22 protein-coding genes are annotated in these 20,435 nt (G+C 28.4%); all 22 read left to right on the top strand.

All coding sequences use genetic code 11. From position 1 onward, the window contains the following. Positions 1–23: 23 nt before the first annotated feature. The 22 genes from mltG (at position 24) to B8978_RS06520 (ending at position 20,369) form a co-directional block, all read left to right on the top strand. Positions 24–1,049, top strand: coding sequence for an endolytic transglycosylase MltG (mltG, locus tag B8978_RS06415; RefSeq protein WP_242950497.1), 1,026 nt, complete (start codon positions 24–26; stop codon positions 1,047–1,049). A 15-nt stretch (positions 1,050–1,064) separates the two neighbouring features. Beyond that, positions 1,065–1,724, top strand: coding sequence for an O-methyltransferase (locus tag B8978_RS06420; protein WP_084114818.1), 660 nt, complete (start codon positions 1,065–1,067; stop codon positions 1,722–1,724). Then, positions 1,717–2,943, top strand: coding sequence for a peptidase U32 family protein (locus B8978_RS06425; RefSeq protein WP_084114819.1), 1,227 nt, complete (start codon positions 1,717–1,719; stop codon positions 2,941–2,943). The genes B8978_RS06420 and B8978_RS06425 overlap by 8 nt, the downstream gene beginning before the upstream one ends. After that, complete coding sequence (gene udk / locus B8978_RS06430) at positions 2,943–3,572, top strand: uridine kinase (protein WP_084114820.1); 630 nt, start codon at positions 2,943–2,945, stop codon at positions 3,570–3,572. The genes B8978_RS06425 and udk overlap by 1 nt, the downstream gene beginning before the upstream one ends. A gap of 57 nt (positions 3,573–3,629) precedes the next feature. After that, positions 3,630–5,240: a penicillin-binding transpeptidase domain-containing protein gene (locus B8978_RS06435; RefSeq protein ID WP_084114821.1), complete on the top strand. Its 1,611-nt coding sequence runs from the start codon at positions 3,630–3,632 to the stop codon at positions 5,238–5,240. Positions 5,241–5,311: 71 nt separating this feature from the next. After that, positions 5,312–6,013: an RNA polymerase sporulation sigma factor SigK gene (gene sigK, locus B8978_RS06440; RefSeq protein ID WP_084114822.1), complete on the top strand. Its 702-nt coding sequence runs from the start codon at positions 5,312–5,314 to the stop codon at positions 6,011–6,013. A 175-nt stretch (positions 6,014–6,188) separates the two neighbouring features. Then, positions 6,189–6,494 (top strand): hypothetical protein, encoded by a 306-nt coding sequence (locus B8978_RS06445; protein WP_084114823.1) that lies wholly within the window; start codon positions 6,189–6,191, stop codon positions 6,492–6,494. 101 nt (positions 6,495–6,595) lie between these two features. Next, positions 6,596–7,078 carry a DUF2127 domain-containing protein gene (locus B8978_RS06450; RefSeq protein ID WP_084114824.1) on the top strand — a complete coding sequence of 161 codons (483 nt, stop codon included), beginning with the start codon at positions 6,596–6,598 and terminating at the stop codon, positions 7,076–7,078. 49 nt (positions 7,079–7,127) lie between these two features. Beyond that, positions 7,128–7,664 (top strand): hypothetical protein, encoded by a 537-nt coding sequence (locus B8978_RS06455; protein WP_084114825.1) that lies wholly within the window; start codon positions 7,128–7,130, stop codon positions 7,662–7,664. A gap of 67 nt (positions 7,665–7,731) precedes the next feature. Next, positions 7,732–8,409 (top strand): DUF3298 and DUF4163 domain-containing protein, encoded by a 678-nt coding sequence (locus B8978_RS06460; protein ID WP_084114826.1) that lies wholly within the window; start codon positions 7,732–7,734, stop codon positions 8,407–8,409. Between the two features lie 158 nt (positions 8,410–8,567). Further along, complete coding sequence (locus tag B8978_RS06465) at positions 8,568–9,623, top strand: type IV pilus twitching motility protein PilT (RefSeq protein ID WP_084114827.1); 1,056 nt, start codon at positions 8,568–8,570, stop codon at positions 9,621–9,623. Positions 9,624–9,834: 211 nt separating this feature from the next. Further along, positions 9,835–11,109, top strand: coding sequence for a glycosyltransferase family 2 protein (locus tag B8978_RS06470; protein ID WP_084114828.1), 1,275 nt, complete (start codon positions 9,835–9,837; stop codon positions 11,107–11,109). A gap of 167 nt (positions 11,110–11,276) precedes the next feature. Then, positions 11,277–12,533, top strand: coding sequence for a cell division protein FtsA (gene ftsA, locus B8978_RS06475; RefSeq protein ID WP_084114829.1), 1,257 nt, complete (start codon positions 11,277–11,279; stop codon positions 12,531–12,533). 15 nt (positions 12,534–12,548) lie between these two features. After that, entirely contained in the window at positions 12,549–13,652 is a 1,104-nt protein-coding gene (ftsZ, locus tag B8978_RS06480; protein ID WP_084114830.1) for a cell division protein FtsZ, read from the top strand. Between the two features lie 212 nt (positions 13,653–13,864). Further along, the gene (spoIIGA, locus tag B8978_RS06485; RefSeq protein ID WP_084114831.1) at positions 13,865–14,665 is read left to right on the top strand and encodes a sigma-E processing peptidase SpoIIGA; all 801 of its coding nucleotides are present in this window, start codon (positions 13,865–13,867) and stop codon (positions 14,663–14,665) included. Positions 14,666–14,678: 13 nt separating this feature from the next. Beyond that, on the top strand, positions 14,679–15,383 hold the full coding sequence (gene sigE, locus B8978_RS06490; RefSeq protein WP_084114832.1) for an RNA polymerase sporulation sigma factor SigE: 705 nt from the start codon (positions 14,679–14,681) through the stop codon (positions 15,381–15,383). A gap of 75 nt (positions 15,384–15,458) precedes the next feature. Continuing rightward, positions 15,459–16,232, top strand: a complete 774-nt coding sequence (gene sigG / locus B8978_RS06495) for an RNA polymerase sporulation sigma factor SigG (protein WP_084114833.1) — start codon at positions 15,459–15,461, stop codon at positions 16,230–16,232. A gap of 108 nt (positions 16,233–16,340) precedes the next feature. Next, the gene (locus B8978_RS06500) at positions 16,341–16,601 is read left to right on the top strand and encodes a YlmC/YmxH family sporulation protein (protein ID WP_084114834.1); all 261 of its coding nucleotides are present in this window, start codon (positions 16,341–16,343) and stop codon (positions 16,599–16,601) included. A 62-nt stretch (positions 16,602–16,663) separates the two neighbouring features. After that, on the top strand, positions 16,664–17,119 hold the full coding sequence (gene nrdR, locus B8978_RS06505) for a transcriptional regulator NrdR (protein ID WP_084115100.1): 456 nt from the start codon (positions 16,664–16,666) through the stop codon (positions 17,117–17,119). A 79-nt stretch (positions 17,120–17,198) separates the two neighbouring features. Continuing rightward, positions 17,199–17,909, top strand: a complete 711-nt coding sequence (pgeF, locus tag B8978_RS06510) for a peptidoglycan editing factor PgeF (protein ID WP_084114835.1) — start codon at positions 17,199–17,201, stop codon at positions 17,907–17,909. A 53-nt stretch (positions 17,910–17,962) separates the two neighbouring features. Next, complete coding sequence (locus B8978_RS06515; RefSeq protein ID WP_084114836.1) at positions 17,963–18,661, top strand: response regulator; 699 nt, start codon at positions 17,963–17,965, stop codon at positions 18,659–18,661. 1 nt (position 18,662) lies between these two features. Then, positions 18,663–20,369 carry a HAMP domain-containing sensor histidine kinase gene (locus B8978_RS06520; protein WP_084114837.1) on the top strand — a complete coding sequence of 569 codons (1,707 nt, stop codon included), beginning with the start codon at positions 18,663–18,665 and terminating at the stop codon, positions 20,367–20,369. The last annotated feature ends 66 nt before the right edge of the window (positions 20,370–20,435 follow it).

The following is a 20,435-nucleotide window of genomic DNA, read 5'->3' on the forward strand; positions in this document are numbered from 1 at the left end:
TTTAAGTTATGGATGGGTTTAAAATGTATAAAACTAAAAATAAATTAAAAATTTTATCGATTATTATTGTAGTACTTGTTGTGATTGCCTTAAGTTTTTCACTTTATGTTAAACACTCACTAGAGCATCCATTTAAAGTTACTAACAATAAGGAGTTTGAGGTAAAAAAAGGAGATACATTTTATAGCATAATTGCAAGGTTAAATTCACAAGGTTTAATGGATAACCCACTTATTTCAAAAGCATATATTAAATACAATAAAGTTCCCGGCGTAATAAAGCCGGGACTTTATATGCTATCTAAGGATATAAGCTTAAACAAGTTTATACAAGACTTAAGTGTGGGAGCTTATGATAAAAATTATCTTAAGGTTACTATTCCAGAAGGATTTAATTTAGCTCAAATTGCTGATAGGTTACAAGAACGTGGAATAATTAGTAAGGATGCATTTATAAAGGCTTGTGAAGATTACAAAACACCATCATATATTAAAGAAGACAGCAAGAGGAAATACAAACTTGAAGGATTTCTTTTCCCAGATACTTATGAATTAAAAAAAGGTATGCAAGGAAATGATATTATAAAACTAATGCTAAGTCATTTTGAAAATCAAATGTCACTTTTACAAAAAAAAGATAAAATAACTATAGATAAAAATGATTATGATAAAATAATTAATATGGCTTCGATAATTGAACTTGAGGCTTATAAAGATGAAGATAGAAGTGTAATTGCTTCAGTTTTTTACAATAGATTAAGCAAAAACATGAAATTACAATCTAATGTAACAGTAGAATACGCACTTGGACAGCATAAAGAAAAGTTATATAATAAAGATATTTCGGTGAATTCACCATATAATACATATGTTGTTAATGGCTTACCAGAAGGACCAATTTCAAGTCCAGGAATAAAATCAATAAAGGCTGCAGTAGAGCCAAGTAATACAAATTATTTATATTTCTTGTCATATGAAAATGGTGTAAGTTATTTTACTGCTGATTATAATGCGTTTTTAGCAGAAAAGAAAAAGTTACAGGGAGATTAGTTTGGAGGAATTTTAATGAGCGGAATTACCTATGATTATATGGAACAATATATTAAAAGTCTTATAAATGAGGATTCAGAGATTCTAAAAGAACTAGAGAGTTTTGCAAATGAAAATTCCGTTCCGATAGTCCAAAAAGAAACTGGAAAATTTTTAGAATTTATGGTCGCTGTTAAAAAACCTCTTAAAATTCTTGAACTTGGTACTGCTATAGGATATTCTGCAATATTAATGTGTATGAATTCAGGTAAAAATACTAAAATTACAACAATTGAACGCGACGATAAAATGGTTAAGATTGCCAGTGATAATATATTTAAATATGGATATAAAGATAAAATAGAAGTGCTTCAGGGTGATTGTCTTGAGGTTTTAAAGTCATTAGACGATGAATTTGACATGATATTTATGGACGCTGGTAAAGGACATTATAATCATTTTTTACCAGAATGTTTAAGACTTCTAAATAAGGACGGTATAATTGTTGCAGATAATGTGCTATTTAGAGGAATGGTAGCTAATAATGAATTAGTGCAAAGAAGAAAAATTACAATAGTTAAAAGAATGAGAAAATATTTGGACTTAGTTTCAAATGACGATAAATTGATTACATCTATTATACCAATGGGTGATGGAATCGCAGTAACAACAAGGAGGAATATAGATAATGAATAAACCAGAGATACTTGCACCCGCAGGAAATCTTGAAAAGCTTAAAGCTGCAATAGACTTTGGGGCAGATGCTGTTTATCTTGGTGGTAGTAAATTAAACTTAAGAGCATTTGCTGATAACTTTTCAACAGAAGATTTGAAAAATGGTATTAAATATGCTCATGAAAGAGGAAAAAGGCTTTATGTAACATTAAATGTAATTCCTCATAATGAAGACGTAGTTGGATTGGAAGAATATCTAATTGAACTACACGAACTAGGAGTTGATGCAGTAATTGTATCTGATCCAGGCATAATTATGACTGCTAGAGAGGTAGTGCCAGAATTAGAATTACATTTAAGCACTCAGGCTAATAATGTAAATTGGAAATCAGCTATTTTTTGGCATAAACAAGGAGTAAAAAGAATTGTTTTAGCTAGAGAATTATCTTTAGATGAGATAAAAACAATAAGAGAAAAACTTCCAGAAGATTGCGAAATAGAAGCATTTGTTCATGGGTCAATGTGCATGTCTTATTCAGGCAGATGTCTGCTTTCAAATTATATGACTGGTAGAGATTCTAATAGAGGACAATGTGCTCAACCTTGTAGATATAAATATTACCTTGTTGAAGAAAAAAGGCCAGGTGAATATTATCCTATAAATGAAGATGATAAGGGCACGTATATAATGAATTCAAAAGATTTATGTATGATTGAACATATTCCTGAACTTGTAGCGTCAGGTATAAATTCTTTTAAAATAGAAGGAAGAATGAAAAGTGCATATTATGTAGCATCAGTAGTTAAGGCATATAGAGAAGCCGTGGATGAATATTTTAAAGATCCTGAAAAATATACATTTAATGATAAATGGATGGATTATCTTGTTAAACCAAGTCACAGAAGGTATTTTACAGGTTTTTATTTTGGTGAAGATAATAAGCAATATACTGAATCATCAGCATATATAAGAAATTATGACATTATAGGAATTGTTGAAGAATATAATGAAGAAGAAAAAAGAGCAAAAATAAAACAGAGAAATAAAGCTTTTGAAGGGGATAAAATAGAAATTTTAAAACCTAAAGGAGATAATATAGTAGCGAAATTAACAGATATAAGAAATAATAAAAATGAAAAAATAGAATCAACTCCTGTTGCGCAAATGATATATTCCATATCAGTAAATGATGTTTTGGAAAAAGGTGACATGCTTATAAAAAGTAAGGAGGCAAAGTGATGAAACATCCTATTTTGATTGGAATTACAGGTGGGACGGGTTCTGGAAAAACAACTATAGCAAATGAGATATTTAGAAAGTTTGATAAAAGTTGTATTACGATGATAGAACAAGACTCTTATTATAAAGATCAAAGTAATCTTTCTTACGATGAGAGGACTAAAACAAATTATGATCATCCTGATGCCTTTGATACGGAACTTCTAGTAAATCATTTAAAACAGCTAATAAGTGGAAAATCGGTTGAAAAGCCAATCTATGATTTTTCCATTCATAATAGAAAAAAAGAAACAGTTACTTTAGAACCTCGTGAAATCATAATTGTTGAAGGTATAATGATTTTAGATTCTAAAGAAATTAGAGATCTTTTAGATATAAAAGTTTATGTAGATACTGATGCAGATGTGAGAATTATAAGGAGACTTATAAGAGACTTAAATGAAAGAGGAAGAACAGTGGACTCTGTAATAGATCAATATCTAAATGTTGTAAGACCTATGCATATGCAATTTATTGAACCAACTAAAAGATATGCAGATATTATTATTCCAGAAGGTGGAAGAGATATTGTAGCAATAGATATACTTACCGCCAATATTAGACAAATATTATCTAGAGAAGATAAGTAGATATATGAATAAAACACCTCACATTGGTCGAGAATTAAGACTATGTGAGGTGTTTTTATGAATAGTTTTAAAAAGAGATGTATTATGGTATTAGTTTTATCTATACTTATATTCGCTTTATTGATTTTTAAAATATATTTGATATCAATTAAAAATAATAGTCAAATCGTAAGTGTATTTCAAGCTCAGAATACATCTACAGAAAAGACTTCTAGTATAAATTTCAATATATTGGATTACAATGGAAAACAGCTTTTAAAATATGACTTAGAGTACTACGTAGTTATAAATCCATTTACCTTCCTTAAAAATAATAGTGACACTAATATGTACAACTTAAGAGCATTAACCTACACATTAAAAAGTTATAATAGCAAGTATGATTTATTTAATGATGATATAAAAAATGAAAATGTGAAGTTGTATTGGAAAGTAGATGAACAGACCTATGACAAAATTAATAAGATTAAAGGCGTAAACGGTATATACACATATACATATTACAAGGTTAATACAGATAAAGCAGCAGATTTGTGCAATATTTTAACAAATTTTAAAGATAACAATGGTAAAAATAAAGCTAGCGATTCTTTAGAAATGCAAATATATGATAAAATAAAAAATAATCAATATCCAGAAAAATTATTTCAAAGTGATTTAAACGGAAATCTCACAAAGATTGAGAATAAAAAGCAAGAAAATATTGTAAATGTTAAATTAACCATAGATAAAGATATGAATGACAAGATTGACAACATATTAAAAGATCCTCAATTTAATAATTATAAGCAAATAGGTGCAATTGTTATGGAAAGTGATACAGGAAAAATACGTGCCATGTCGCAAAAAGATTATTATAAGGGAAATATAAATGCAGGAATACAGGATGGATATTTATTTCCAGGATCTATTTTTAAAACTATAGTTGAAGAAGCTGCATTACAGAGTAAGTCAATAAAGACTTCTGATGTTTTTCAAGATGATGGTAAATATAGTGAGAGTGGGAAAAAGGCAACATACAATCTTACAGACGCCTTTGTTGTATCTGCCAATGAGGTGTTCATGAAAATAGGTAATAAAACTGGATTTAATAATATATACAAATATGCACAAGCCCAAGGAATTTTTTCAAAAGTATTAGGCTTAAATTATGAACAATATGGAATTTTGAATATGGATCCACTTTCTACTGGGGACTTAAGTCTCTTATCTATAGGACAAAAATTTAGGATTACTCCATTAGAAGCTTTAAGCATACCAAATACAGTTATTAACAATGGAATTTATGTAAAACCCAATATAATAGAAGATTATGTTGATGAAAATGATAAAATTATTTACAAACCACAAATTGAGACAAATCAAATATTAGATAAAGATAATTCAAAGTTCATAAAAACGGAAATGGAGCAAGTCCTTACAAGTGAAAATGGTACTGGTAAATTAGGTTATGTTCCTAATAATGATGTAGGTGGGAAAACTGGAACATCAACTAGAATAGAAAATAAGAATGAAAAACATGTAGATGCATGGTTTGCAGGATTCTTTAAAATAAAAGATAAATATTATTCAACCATAATACTTGTTCCGGATATAGAAAACAATCAAGAGGCAGGGAATACAGCGGTGCCAATATTTAAAAAAATTGTAGAAGAACTTAATAAATAGTTTAGTGTACATGCACATTTAATTAAATAAAACATAATATATTAGTAAGCACTAAGGGAGGGAGCATCTAAGTGTTTATAATATATTATTTGTTAAACATATTTGGAAATATTACCTTTTTAACTGCTTATATTGGAAATGGTGCTTCATTTCCGAAACCTTTAACAGAAAGTGAAGAAAGAACTTACTTAGAAAAATTAAGCTCAGGAGATAAACTTGCGAAGAGTGTATTAGTAGAGAGAAATTTAAGATTAGTAGCACATATAGTTAAAAAATATTCATATTCTGGTAAAGATTCGGATGATCTTATATCTATAGGAACTGTAGGATTGATAAAAGCTATAGATTCTTATAATTTTAAAAAAGGTACTAGACTTGCCACATATGCAGCAAGATGCATTGAAAACGAAATACTAATGCTTATAAGAAACAATAAAAAATCCAAAGGAGAAGTTTATCTAAATGATCCAATAGGAGTGGATAAAGAAGGTAATGAAATATCTCTAATGGATGTTTTAAGTTTAGACGGGGACTCAGTAATGGAAATTGTTGAAAATAAAATTCAAGTGAAAAAATTATATGAAGAAATAGACAATTGTTTAAAAGGAAGGGAAAAGCTTATAATTTTAATGAGATATGGGCTTAATGATGGAAATCCTAGAACACAGAGAGAAATTGCATTAATGCTTGGTATATCTAGGTCTTATGTATCAAGAATAGAAAAAAGAGCTTTAAAAAAATTATATAATCAGTTAAATGCAGCAAAAAATTAAATATTGATTGTTTACAATTAATATTTAAATCAGACATATAACTGAAATAAATGTAGTCTAATATATAATTATAGCAATTAAAGATTACCCCTTTTAAATATATTTTTTAGCATTTAGTTCATTCTAAGTGCTATTTTTTTATATAATAATATTGTAGGGAGGCGATTTTTATAGTATGGATATTATTTTAATACAACAAATTAATTTAAAAGATATTGATAATGGATTTAGACAAATACAAAAGAAATTTAATTCCAATATTATACCACATAAGGGTGATTATATATCTGATGGAGCCTTCGATGATCCTGATGAATATGAAGTGATAAATGTAATTATAGATTATCAAGAAAATTACGTTCAGGTATGGCTAGAACCTATAAATTTAGAAACAAATGATAAGGTAGATTTAGAAAAATATATTGAAATGACAAAATTATATAATTGGGAAAGCAATTTTTTGTTTATTAAGAATTTGTAATACATTTTTATTTTGCCAATAATTAATGTTACTTTAATAAATGTCTGGTAAAATATAAACATTAATATAAAATACATGTATAGAAACACTAAGGAGAAAAAATGATATTTAATAAGAAAAATAGTATATTTCATAAAAGTTTTAAAATTGGAATATTAGTAAAAGGTATTGATAGTGTATTGGAGATGATAGGAGGCATACTATTAATATTTTTGAATCCTAATAGATTAAATAAACTAGTTACACTATTAACACAGCATGAATTATCAGAAGATCCAAAGGATGTAGTTGCAAATTTTATTATTAAATTGAGCTCTCACTTTTCATTGAGTGGTCAGTATTTTGGTATCTTTTATTTAATGTCTCATGGCATTATAAAATTAATCCTTGTTGTAATGCTTTGGAAAAGAAAAATTTGGGCTTATCCTCTTACTGTAGTGTCCTTAATATTGTTTATTTTGTATCAAATATATCGTTGCACGATTATGTATTCTACAGGGCTTGTATTGTTGACTATTTTCGATATTGTAATGATAATATTAACGTTAATTGAGTATAAGAGTATAAAAGATAACAATAAATAGTGTTTAACCAGCTGATTATATATATTTATTAAAGGTAGAGGAGTAAAGCATGATATATTTAATTTTAATTATTATCTTAGCTTTAGCAGTAGCACCTTACAGTTTAGCAAAGGCTAAAAATAGAGCTATTAGATATGTTGACAAGCTAATTGAAAATTTTATAGAAAAGAATAATTTTACAGTAACAAAAGCCATAAATATTCCTGGGTATAATAATAGAGGATACTTTTTTATAGATGATAATAAAAAATGTATAAATTATTTATTCTGGGAAAAATCTAATTCATCAAATTTATATAATAGAACCTTCAATTATAAAGATATCTTAAAATGTGAGTTGATTAAAAATAAAAAAATAGAAGATTTAAAAAGTACAACTCAATGTATCGACAGTATAAAAGGGGAAACTTTTCTTAAAAATTTAGGCATTAGAGTGATTTTAAATGATTCATCTTCTCCATATTTAGATATCATGTTTTTAAATAGTGCGGTAGATATGGAGGTTGCAGATTTAGATATAACAATTAATTCTCTTAATGAGTGGTTAAATATTTTAAATAACATTATTAATATAGAACCTAAGTAAATACAATCACGTATTTTTTACATTAAAATATTATGTAATGAATAAGTATTTTTAGGAAGGTAATAGTATGGTTTATATTTGCCCATATTTTTCAAGGAAAATGGATGACATTGAATACAGAAATTCAAACAAATATTATGTAAATGAAAGTATAATTTTAAAAGAACAAAAATTAAGTCCACAAAAGTTTAATATAAAGTATCCATATATATCAAATTTAGACAATGATATAATAAAATCAAAAATAAACGAATCAATTGTAAATGAAGTAAGTGATCTTTTTAAAAGTCAGGTTCTAATTCCGGAACAAGTGGATTTTAATGAAATATTTGGCACATATGAAATTGGAGTAAATAAAAATAATATTTTGAGTGTTTTGTTTAGTTTGTATACTTATGTTAATAGAGCAGCACATGGAATTACACAGTATTCTTCAATAACAATTAACACAAAAACTGGTGAAGTATATAAATTTGATGAATTATTTAATTCAAAGGTGTATTATACAGAATTTTTAAATAGGATTGCAAATCAGTATATTAAAGAAAATAATATCCATCTTATAAATCCATATGGTGGAGTAAGACCTAATCAAGAATATTATCTTACAGAAGATAACCTGATAATTTATTATCAGGTTTACGAATATACTCCGTATTATTATGGTTTATTCAAAATAGAAATTCCTTATAATGAAATAAAAAATCTTTTGAGTCCAACATCGCCAATAAATAAACTTTTATAGAATTGCTAAATTTTTTATTGTAGTCATCATTATGCACACTTAAATTTTACTAATTCTAAAGTTTGATGTATAATTAAAAAGGGTAATTATAATGTTAACATAATAAAATAAGAATTAATAAAAATAATTAGCGATAGTGATGACTAGGAGGATTCGTTTTGAAAACTTTAAATGAATTATTAAAATTTACATTAGAAAACAAAGCATCTGATTTACATCTTACGGTAGGGGTTCCGCCTGTAATTAGAGTAAATGGAGAACTTCAAGTAATTGATGAGGAAAAATTATTACCAGCTTATACAAAAAATTATGCAAAGGAATTATTACAAGATAGATTTAGTGATTATGAAAAAGAAGGTGAGATGGATTCATCATTTTCAGCGTCAGGTATAGGCAGATTTAGAGTCAATATATACAAACAAAGAGGTAGCGATGCAATTGCAATAAGAAATGTTGGACTTAAGGTTCCAGCACTTAAGGATTTAAATTTTCCGAAAGTAATAAATCAATTAATTGATGCTCAAAGAGGTCTGATTTTGGTTACAGGTCCTACTGGAAGCGGAAAGAGTACATCACTTGCTGCTATGATTAATGAAATAAATTCTACTAGAAAAGAGCATATAATAACATTGGAAGATCCAATAGAATATATGCATAAACATAATAAGTCTATAATAAATCAAAGAGAAATAGGTAGAGATAGTAGTTCCTATGCTTCCGCATTAAGAGCAATATTAAGAGAAGATCCTGATGTTATTTTAATTGGTGAGATGAGAGATCTTGAAACTATATCAATAGCTATAACTGCAGCAGAAACTGGACATCTAGTATTTTCAACTTTGCATACAATTGGTGCAGCTAAGACTATTGACAGAATTATAGATGTTTTTCCACCTTTTCAGCAACAACAAATAAAGATACAATTGGCAGCAGTACTTAGAGGAATTGTATCTCAACAACTTATACCTACAGAAGATAAAAATGGACGAGTAGCTGCGTTGGAAATAATGATGAATACTCCTGCTATACAAAATTTAATTAGGGAAGGTAAAACACATCAATTACAATCGCATATACAGACTGGAAATAAATATGGTATGAAAACTATGGATATGGCACTAGCTGAACTCTATAGAACTGGGATTATATCAAATGAATCTGTGATGACTTATTGTATTGATAAGGAGCTTACTTCTAAATTAATATCCTTATAAGTTTTCAATAACGATAAAGTACAAAAATGGTTATTGTATGCATAATATAAAAACTTTATTATTAAATATGATAAATGTATTTTATTTAATAATAAAAATGGGTATAATAACTATTGATAGATGTATTATGAACTAGAATATGAATTTTATAATTTATTATAGCATTTACTTAACTTTTATGCTAAAATAACTTTGTTCAGGGGGGATCACAGTGAATGAACTAGTACATATTTTAATAATTATTTCACGTGTATTCACAGGTTTTGCTTTTGCTTACTCTTTATACAATGTAATTATTTCATTGTTTGGTATTTACAAAAAGAAAAACTTAGAGGTAGTAGCACCAAAAAAAAGTTTCGCATTGTTAGTAGCAGCACACAATGAAGAGGCTGTTATTTCAGACATTATTGTCAGCCTAAAAAGGCTTGAATATCCTAAGGAACTATATGATATATTTGTAATTGCAGATAATTGTGAGGATAACACTGCGAAAAATGCAAGAGATAAAGGTGCCATTGTTTATGAGAGATTTGATAAAGATAAAAAAGGAAAAGGCTTTGCGCTGGAATGGATGTTTAGTAAAATATTTAAAATGGATAAGAAATATGACTCTGTAGTTATTTTTGATGCGGATAATCTTGCTTCTAAAAATTTCTTAAATGAAATGAATAAAAAACTATGTGAAGGATATAAAGTTGTTCAAGGTTATTTGGATAGTAAAAATCCTAAAGATACATGGATTACAGCTTGCTATTCTATATCATTTTGGCAAAATAATAGAATGTTTCAACTTGCAAGAAATAATATGGGAATATCAAGTCAATTAGGTGGAACGGGTTTATGTATAGACACTGAAATTCTTAGAGAACTTGGATGGGGAGCTACCTGTCTTACAGAGGATTTGGAATTTACATGTAAGTTAATCTCCAATGGTGAAAAAGTAGGGTTTGCTCATGATGCAGTTGTTTATGATGAAAAACCACTTACATTAGTACAATCATGGAGGCAAAGAAGAAGATGGATGCAAGGTTATGCAGATGTATCGAGCAGATATTTCTTTAAGCTTCTAAAAAAAGGAATTAAAAGCAGAAGTTTAACTGCAATTGATTGTGCAATATATACAGTACAGCCAGTATTATTTATAATTATGGGTATTGTAGCTGTTGTTGGATTTGTTCAAGTTGGAATTAATGCTTATGGATATTTAAGTGGTTCATTAAGCATGGCTGGTAGTTCAAGTACTAATCCATTTACGATTTTGACGGCAATCTTTACTGCATTTCTATATCTGTATACTCCGTGCTTGTTAGCACTGGATAAAAAACTTGATTTTAAAATATTCTTGTATTATATAATTATGCCAATATATCAATTGACATGGTTTCCAATATCTATACAAGGAATATTGAAAAAAGATGATAAAGAATGGAGTCATACTGAGCATACTAGAAGTGTAGATATTGATGAGTTAGAAAAAGCGAATTAAGTTTAAATAAAAGGGGTTAGCTAAATACTCGCCTCTTTTTTATTTATATTACAATATATTTATGAAAAATTTTAATTAAAACAAAAATATTTTCTTTTAAAATAGAGGAAATTTCAAATTTCTGTTGAATATATTAATTTGTGTTCTCTTATAGGGGGGAAAACTGTATGAATGATTATTTAGTAGGAATAGATGTTGGTTCTTCGAAAGTTTGTGCGGCTGCAGGAAGAATAGACAAGAATGGTGAGCTTTCAATTTTAGGAATAACATCTGTAAATTGTCGAGGACTCAAAAAAGCTGTGGTAGTAGATATAGATGGCTCTTCGGAATCTATAAGGGAATGTATAGAAAAACTGGAGAGAATGGTTGATATTGAAATAAATGAGGCCTATATATCACTTCCAGGTGGAATAAGTGAGCTTGTACATAATACTGGAATGGTAGCTATATCAGCTGACGACAGAGAAATAAGGAAAAATGATGTTGAAAGAGTTTTAGAAGCCACTAAACTTATATCAATTTCATCCGATAAAGAGATTATAGGTATTGAGCCAAAACAATTTATAGTTGATGGTTATGATAATATAAAAGACCCAGTTGGAATGAGTGGTTTAAGATTAGAAGTAGAAGCAGATGTTTTAATTGCAAAAACTACAGTTGTAACTAACCTAGTTAAAAGTGTCAATAAGGCTGGAGTTGATGTGAAAGGAATATGCTTACAACCTAAAGCTACATCTAAAGTCGTATTAACTGAAGAAGAAAGAGAAATGGGAACTGCATTAGTTAATGTTGGTGCTGAAACAATGGATATAACAATAATCAAAAACAATAATATTTGTTTCACGTCAATAATACCACTAGGAGGAAATAACATAACTAATGATATTTCCTTAGGACTTAAGCTTCCCTTTCAAGAAGCTGAAAAGCTAAAAATTAAATGTGCTAACTTAATAAAGTCTAAAATTGAACAAGAAAACAAAAGTTTTAGTAAGTCTTCAATTAGCACAGAAAATTCTTCAATAGACTATGATTTTTTTAATGAAATAGTAGAAGCTAGAGTTGAAGAATTAATAATTATTATTAAAAAAGAAATTGAAAAAAGTGGTTTTTATGAGCAAATAAGAAATTTTGTCTTTGTAGGAGGCGGATTATCTTTAATCAATGGGTTGATGCCATTTGCAGAGAATTTACTCAAAAAAACTGTTAAGATAGGATCTCCTATTTTTGTAGGTGCAGCTAATCCAATATATGCAGTAGCTGTTGGGATAGTAAAGGATGCATCTGATATATTTAAGCAGAGTGAAATATCTAACGATTTTTATGAGGAAGAAAATAATGGCATTTGGGAACAAAAGAGTAAAAAGCGTTATGAAAACACAGGCGTTTTGACTAAAGTGAAAAATTTTCTTGCAGATTTTTTCTAAAGAGGAGGTAGTAGTGTGCTGGACTTTGATGTTGATATTCAACAATTTGCACAAATAAAAGTAATTGGTTGTGGTGGCGGAGGCAACAATGCTGTCAATAGGATGATTATAGAAGGATTAAAAAATGTTGAGTTTATTGCTATAAATACTGATAAACAAGCATTAGCACTTTCACAAGCTTCACAAAAAATACAGATTGGTGATAAACTAACGAAGGGACTAGGAGCTGGAGCTAATCCTGAAATAGGACAAAAAGCTGCAGAAGAAAGTAAAGAAGAAATATCAGAAGCAATTAAAGGAGCTGATATGGTATTTATCACAGCTGGAATGGGTGGCGGTACTGGAACTGGTGCAGCGCCTATAGTTGCCGAAATTGCAAAATCTATGGGCATTTTGACAGTGGGAGTTGTTACAAAACCGTTTCCTTTCGAAGGAAGAAAAAGAATGATTCATGCTGAAACTGGTATAAAAACTTTAAAAGAAAGAGTAGACACATTAGTAACAATTCCTAATGAAAGGTTATTAGCTATAGTTGACAAAAAAACAACTTTAGTAGAATCTTTTAAATATGCAGATGATGTTTTAAGGCAAGGTGTTCAAGGTATTTCTGACTTAATAACTATACCAGGATTAGTTAATTTAGATTTTGCAGATGTTAGAACTGTAATGCTAGACAAGGGACTTGCACACATGGGAGTTGGGACAGGAAAAGGCGATAATAGAGCGGCAGATGCAGCTAAAGAAGCCATATCTAGTCCATTACTTGAAACCTCTATTGTTGGTGCTACTGGTGTACTTTTAAATGTAACAGGCGGAGAAGATTTAGGACTATTAGAAATTAATGAAGCAGCTCAAATAGTTCAAGAAGCCGCAGATCCAGATGCAAATATTATTTTTGGTGCAGTAATTGATGAAAATTTAAAAGATGAATTAAGAATAACAGTTATAGCTACTGGATTTGAAAATGATAAAATTGAATCAACAATTAGAAATAATAGAACTGAAAATGAGGTTAAGAAACCAGAAGCTGAAGTTGCTAGCACTGTAGATTATTCGTCTAGGATAGATAATGGTGATTTAGATGTACCTGCTTTCTTGAGAAGACAAAGTAAAAAATAGTTGTAGTTTAATGGCTTTATACATAAAGAGGATGTTTTTAAATGATTTTAATCATTTAAAAACATCCTCTTTATTTTAATGCTAAAAAAAATAAGATTATTTAATAAATCATGACAAATTTACGAAAATAAAAAATTAGTATGTGAATTATAAAATGACAAAATATTGAAATTATAAGTTATATAATATTCTACATGGGGAGGGATATTATTGTGGTAGTGTATTTGGATATACTTTTACTTGAAAATTTAATTGTTAATTTTTTTTTGCTCTATATAACGGCACAAACATTAAGAATATATATAAAACTAAGATATATGTTTTTGGCTGCGTTTTTGGGTAGTTTATACGTTTTAACATTAATATATCCTGTACCAAAAATATTTAGCTCATTAATATTTAAGCTTATTGTTGCTTGTTTAATGACAATAATATGTTTTAGAAAAAAAGATTTAAACCTAAATTTAAAAGCTACAGCAATATTTATTATATATTCAATGATGCTAGCAGGTTTATGTATCTTTATTGAATTCTATAATAGCAAAAGTCTAACTTTTGATGGAGGGTTTATAAACTTTTCTTATAAATATATTCTTATAGCTTTTTTTATTTCATACATGGTAGTACATAGACTAATAATATATGTAAAAGATCGCAAGGAAATAACAAAACTTATTTATGATGTAGAAATAATTACTGACAATAACGCGAAAAAAGTAAAGGCTTTTTTAGATACAGGAAATGAATTAAGGGAACCGGCTACAAATTTACCAGTAATGCTTGTAGATAAAGAAATTTTAGAGGACGTAAAAATAGGAGGGGGAAATAAATTTTATATACCTTATAAGGTTATAGATGGTTCAAAAGGGCTATTAGTTGGATTTAAACCTACTACAGTTAACATTTACAATGGAGACACTTATACAAGTAGAGATATGATAATAGCATTTTCTGACCATAGATTAAGTGAGTTAAATGAATACAATGCATTGCTATCAAGAGGAATTATATAGATGGGGGATTAATATGTGGGTTAATGTGATTTTTAATAGGTTATTAGTAAAGTTTAAATTTTTTGTTAAAAATATAAGGTATATAGGTGGCAGTGATGCGCTTCCACCTCCTTTAACTAAAGAGGAGGAAGAAAAACTTGTAAATAAACTTACTACTGGAGATGAAAGTGTAAGGTCTACTTTAATAGAAAGAAATTTAAGATTAGTTATATACATAGCAAGGAAGTTTGAAAATACAGGTGTTGGAGTTGAAGATTTAATTTCAGTTGGAACAATAGGTCTTATAAAGGCTGTTAATACCTTTGATCCTGAAAAAAAAATAAAGCTTGCAACCTATGCATCAAGATGTATTGAAAATGAAATATTAATGTACCTTAGGAGAAATAACAAGGTTAGGGCAGAAATTTCATTTTATGAGCCGCTAAATATTGATTGGGATGGGAATGAACTATTATTATCAGATATATTGGGGACAGAAAATGATTCCGTATATAATCTGATTGAAGATGAAGTTGATAAGCAATTATTAAGTTTAGCTATGAAAAAGCTTTCAATAAGGGAAAAAGAAATAGTTGAGCTTAGGTATGGCCTCAATGGGTGCAGTGAGAAAACTCAAAAAGAAGTTGCGGACATGCTTGGAATATCGCAATCCTATATTTCAAGATTGGAGAAAAGAATTGTAAAAAGATTAAAAAAAGAAATTAGTAAAATGTTATAAGGGATGTCTCTAGTATAAAATCAGATTTCTGAGGGAATAATTTAAATGCTATTATTTCTTAAGGGGCTGATAAGATTGATGATCAATAAAGTAGAGATATGTGGAGTCAACACATCAAAACTCCCTGTACTAAAAGAAAAAGAGATGAAAGAACTTTTGATATCCATGAGAAATGGAAATGATACTGCAAGGGAGAAATTTATAAAAGGTAATCTTAGATTAGTTTTAAGTGTTATACAAAGATTTAATAATAGAGGTGAAAATGCAGATGACTTGTTTCAAGTTGGATGCATTGGGCTTATTAAATCAATAGACAATTTTGATTTGTCACAAAATGTAAAATTCTCAACTTATGCTGTTCCAATGATAATAGGAGAAATAAGGAGGTATTTACGAGATAATAATTCTATTAGAGTAAGTAGATCACTTAGAGACATAGCATACAGAGCGCTTCAAGCAAGAGATAAACTTATAGGTGAAGATAACAAAGAACCTACAGTTTCTCAGATTGCAACAGAACTTAAGTTACCTAGGGAAGAAGTGATTTTTGCATTAGACTCTATACAGGACCCAATATCTTTATTTGAGCCAATTTATCATGATGGTGGTGATGCCATCTATGTAATGGATCAAATAAGTGATAACAAAAATGGTGACGAAAGCTGGCTTGAGGACATATCTATAAAAGAAGCCATGAAAAAGCTAAGCAGTAGAGAAAAGATGATATTAAATATGAGATTTTTTGATGGCAGAACACAAATGGAAGTAGCTGATGAGATAGGAATTTCTCAGGCTCAAGTTTCAAGACTAGAAAAAACAGCTTTGAAGCACATGAGAAAATATGTTTAAAAGAATTTATAACACTTAAAATATAAGATATCTCAAATTTGTTTTAATCATTTTGAGATATCTATTTTCATATAATATATTGTATTTAATTAGATAGGAAGTGAGAGTATGGAAGAGGTTTTGCATTCTTTAAACAATATCAAAAGTATGGAAGTTATTGATATTTCAACGGGCTCAAAGATGGGGTTTATTAAAGACTTAGTTGTTGACTGTAACAATTATAAGGTGATTTCGATTTTATTACCTAATCAAAAAATTGGATGGTTTTCTAAAAAAAATGATATAGAGATTCCTTGGGAACAAATAAGCAAGATTGGTTTAGACGTTATTTTAGTGGATTATAAAGACATATCTAATAATGAGGATTGATGATAAAAGGATTTTAAGTGTATAATATATTTAAAATATTATATATAAAGGACGTGAAAGTTTTGAAATGCCCATTTTGTGGATTTGAAGACAGTAAAGTAATAGATTCAAGGGCTACTGAAGATAGTATGGCTATTAGAAGAAGGAGAGAATGTTTAAACTGTAATAAAAGATATACAACCTATGAAAAAATAGAGGATATTCCTATTCTAGTAATAAAAAAAGATTCTAGTAGAGAATATTTTGATAAATCTAAGATAATAAATGGACTTATAAAAGCATGCCAAAAAAGGCAAGTATCCAGAAAACAAATAGAAGATTTAGCTTTTGAAATAGAGAAAAGCCTTAGTAATGAAATGCTGACAGAAGTACGATCTGAAGTTATAGGAGAAATGATTATGGAACGACTAAAAGAGGTAGATGAAGTTTCATATGTGAGATTTGCATCTGTATACAGACAATTTAAAGATATAAATACTTTTATGGAAGAAATAAGTGGGTTATTAAATAAAAAATAACGCGCATATATGTTAAATCAATGTAAAGATACGTTAAATATATATTGATATAAGGTAAATTTTAATTCTGAGGTGTAAAATGAAAAGTGTAATTAACAATTTTGAGTATATTGAAATTTTAGATGAAAATATAAACATGAATTTTTCAACAGCAAAAAATGGTCTTGATTTCAATATGAATACTGAAAATGGATTAAATAATTTAGAGAATATAAAAGACTGGTTCAATGTAAACAAAGTAGGATACCTAAAGCAGACACATAGTGATAATATATTAGTTTATGATGGATTAATGCATGATGGAGATGCTATTATAACAGACAAGCCTAATGTTGCTGTTGGTGTTTTTACTGCGGATTGTGTGCCAATTCTTATTTATAGTAAAAAAAGAAATGTTATTGCAGCGGTACATAGTGGATGGAAGGGTACATTATCACAAATTGTATTGAAAACAGTTAAAAAATTAATTAATGAATATGATGTAGATTTAGATGATATTAAAGTATGTATAGGTCCACACAATAGAAGTTGCTGTTACGATTTTGGTGAAGAAACGGTGAAAAAATTCTATGAAGTTGATATTTATAAGAATATACATATATATGAAAACGGAAAATTAGATCTTAAAAAGTGTATTGTAAAACAACTTTTAAGTTTAGGGTTAATTGAGAACAATATTAAAGATGTTAATGTATGTACATTTTGTAATAATGAATATGACTTGTTTTCTTATAGAAAGCATAAAGAAGATAGTGGAAGGATGTTTTCTTTTATTTTCTTTAAAGTATAAGGTTTTGTTATTATAATTATTTTGGCTTTACAGGAATACAGGAGGGTATGTTTATGTCAGGAGAAAAAATTCTAATAGTTGATGATGAGGAACATATATTAGAACTTATTAAATTCAACTTGGAAAATAACGGATTTAAAGTTATTTGTGCAAATAATGGAAATGATGCATTAAAGCTAGCAAAAAATGAAGTACCACAATTAGTATTGCTGGATCTTATGTTACCCGGCATTGATGGTTATGATGTTTGTAGGGAAATAAGAAGAGATCAATCAATTTCAACAATGCCAGTAATTATGATTACTGCAAAGGGAGAAGAACTAGATAAGATACTTGGACTTGAACTAGGAGCAGATGATTACATAACAAAACCATTTTCTGTAAGGGAACTTGTGGCTAGGGTAAAAGCCGTGCTTAGAAGAACTAAAACTCAATATATGGATAAGATATATAATTTTGACAACATATATATAGATTTTCAAAAACATGAGATAGTTAAAGACAACAAGAAAGTTGATTTGACTCTAAAGGAATTTGAATTGCTTCAGATACTTGTTAGAAACAAAGGAAGAGTTATGACTAGAGATTTTCTACTGGATAAAGTATGGGGCTATGAATATGTAGGAGAAACAAGGACAGTTGACGTTCATATAAGACATCTAAGACAAAAGATTGAAAATGATGATAAAAATCCACAATATATAGAAACTATCCGAGGAATAGGCTATAGATTCAATTACGACGGTGAATAGCATGAAAAAAAGATTGTTAATAAACATAGTAGGAACAATTTTTTTTACATTGATATTAGTAACTGTGCTTTTTGTTTCTATAGTTAATTATCAATATGAAGAGAATGTAAAGTCTGATTTAAAAATTAATAATGGTTATGTTGAAAAAATTATATCATCAAAAGAAGTTAATGATTTTGGTAAGTTGTTAAATAATGTATACATAAACTCGGATATAGAACTTATTGTTCTAAACAATCAAAATCAGATAATTTTTAGTAATATCCAAGATAGAAGTAAACTGGATGTTTCAAAAATGTATGAAATTGATAAGGCTAAAACTTATGGAGAGTCTTATACAATAAGATTTAATAATACAGACAATAAAAATGTTATATATTATGCTACTAATAAAAAAAATTCATATACTGTAATTAGTTCTGAGGTTTTATCTTTGTCTGGAGTAATTGCTATTAAATATATTGAATATTACATATTTATGGTAATCATAGCCATGGTGCTTTCTATTTATTTTGGACTTAGAATGTCAAATTCAATAATACTTCCAATAAAAAATTTGGAATTCACTACATCATTAGTTGCAAAGGGAGAATTAAAAAGAAGGGTACTTATTGAATCCGATGATGAACTTGGGCACCTTAGTAAAACCTTTAATAAGATGGCAGAGCAGCTTCAGCTTACAATGCAAGATGCATTAGAGAAACAGATGAAAATGGAAGCTATACTTAAAAGCATGGAGAGTGGAGTTATAGCAGTAGACAGGAATAACAAAGTAATAATGATTAATCCATATGCAGAAGTTTTATTTGGAATCGAAAAGGACATAATAGGTAAAAATTTTATTGAGAGCATAAGGGATTTTGAATTTGAAGAGGTATTTAAGTCTAAAAGCAATGAATACAAAGAATTAAAAATTTTGTGGCCTAAAGAAAGAATTTTAAGAATAAAAACAGCAGACATAATAAGTGATAAAAAGCATATAGGAACTGTGGCTGTGGTTCAGGATATAACTGACATAAAAAAACTAGAGAACATGAGATCACAATTTGTTGCTAATGTATCACACGAATTAAAAACACCATTAACATCTATAAAAGGTTTTGCTGAAACTTTAAAATATGTTAAGGATGAGGAAAAGAGAATTCAATTTTTGGATATAATAGACGAAGAGGTTGAAAGGCTCACAAGACTTATAAATGACATATTAACTTTGTCAGATATAGAAGTTCATAAAACCATGAAAAAAGAAAATTTTTATGTGGATGAGGTTTTAAATAATATATTTAATCTAATGAAAAATACTGCTGACAGCAAAAGCATTAAGTTAGAAATTGTAGAAAATTCACATACTAAATTAATAGGCGAAAAAGACATGTTTAAGCAGATGGTTTTAAATTTAGTTGATAACGCAATAAAATATTCAGAAGTTAACGACAAAGTGTCTTTTGGTGCAAAAACAGAAAAAAATCTATGTGTTATTTGGATAAAAGATACGGGAATGGGAATATCAAAAGAACATATAGCTAGATTGTTTGAAAGGTTTTATAGAGTAGATAAAGCTAGATCTAGGGCAAAAGGTGGAACTGGTCTTGGACTTGCTATTGTAAAACATATAGTTATGAATTTTAGCGGAACAATTAACGTAGAAAGTGAAATTGGAAAGGGAAGCAAATTTATTATAAAGATTCCTTTAGAAAAGATGGATTAAGTTCCATCTTTTTTTATTTAACATAAAAATAACATGATATGCCAATGATATTAACTTAAGTGGTAT

It is taken from the genome of Clostridium acidisoli DSM 12555 (genome assembly GCF_900176305.1).
In the GTDB taxonomy this organism is placed as follows: Bacteria; Bacillota; Clostridia; order Clostridiales; family Clostridiaceae; genus Clostridium_I; species Clostridium_I acidisoli.

Coding starts and splice junctions, on each gene's coding strand:
- udk (WP_084114820.1), top strand. CDS start 2,943: ATGAAACATCCTATTTTGATTGGAATTACAGGTGGGACGGGTTCTGGA.
- B8978_RS06515 (WP_084114836.1), top strand. CDS start 17,963: ATGTCAGGAGAAAAAATTCTAATAGTTGATGATGAGGAACATATATTA.
- ftsA (WP_084114829.1), top strand. CDS start 11,277: ATGAATGATTATTTAGTAGGAATAGATGTTGGTTCTTCGAAAGTTTGT.
- B8978_RS06445 (WP_084114823.1), top strand. CDS start 6,189: ATGGATATTATTTTAATACAACAAATTAATTTAAAAGATATTGATAAT.
- B8978_RS06460 (WP_084114826.1), top strand. CDS start 7,732: ATGGTTTATATTTGCCCATATTTTTCAAGGAAAATGGATGACATTGAA.
- B8978_RS06420 (WP_084114818.1), top strand. CDS start 1,065: ATGAGCGGAATTACCTATGATTATATGGAACAATATATTAAAAGTCTT.
- B8978_RS06500 (WP_084114834.1), top strand. CDS start 16,341: ATGGAAGAGGTTTTGCATTCTTTAAACAATATCAAAAGTATGGAAGTT.
- B8978_RS06455 (WP_084114825.1), top strand. CDS start 7,128: ATGATATATTTAATTTTAATTATTATCTTAGCTTTAGCAGTAGCACCT.
- pgeF (WP_084114835.1), top strand. CDS start 17,199: ATGAAAAGTGTAATTAACAATTTTGAGTATATTGAAATTTTAGATGAA.
- B8978_RS06520 (WP_084114837.1), top strand. CDS start 18,663: ATGAAAAAAAGATTGTTAATAAACATAGTAGGAACAATTTTTTTTACA.
- B8978_RS06450 (WP_084114824.1), top strand. CDS start 6,596: ATGATATTTAATAAGAAAAATAGTATATTTCATAAAAGTTTTAAAATT.
- mltG (WP_242950497.1), top strand. CDS start 24: ATGTATAAAACTAAAAATAAATTAAAAATTTTATCGATTATTATTGTA.
- B8978_RS06435 (WP_084114821.1), top strand. CDS start 3,630: ATGAATAGTTTTAAAAAGAGATGTATTATGGTATTAGTTTTATCTATA.
- B8978_RS06425 (WP_084114819.1), top strand. CDS start 1,717: ATGAATAAACCAGAGATACTTGCACCCGCAGGAAATCTTGAAAAGCTT.
- sigE (WP_084114832.1), top strand. CDS start 14,679: ATGTGGGTTAATGTGATTTTTAATAGGTTATTAGTAAAGTTTAAATTT.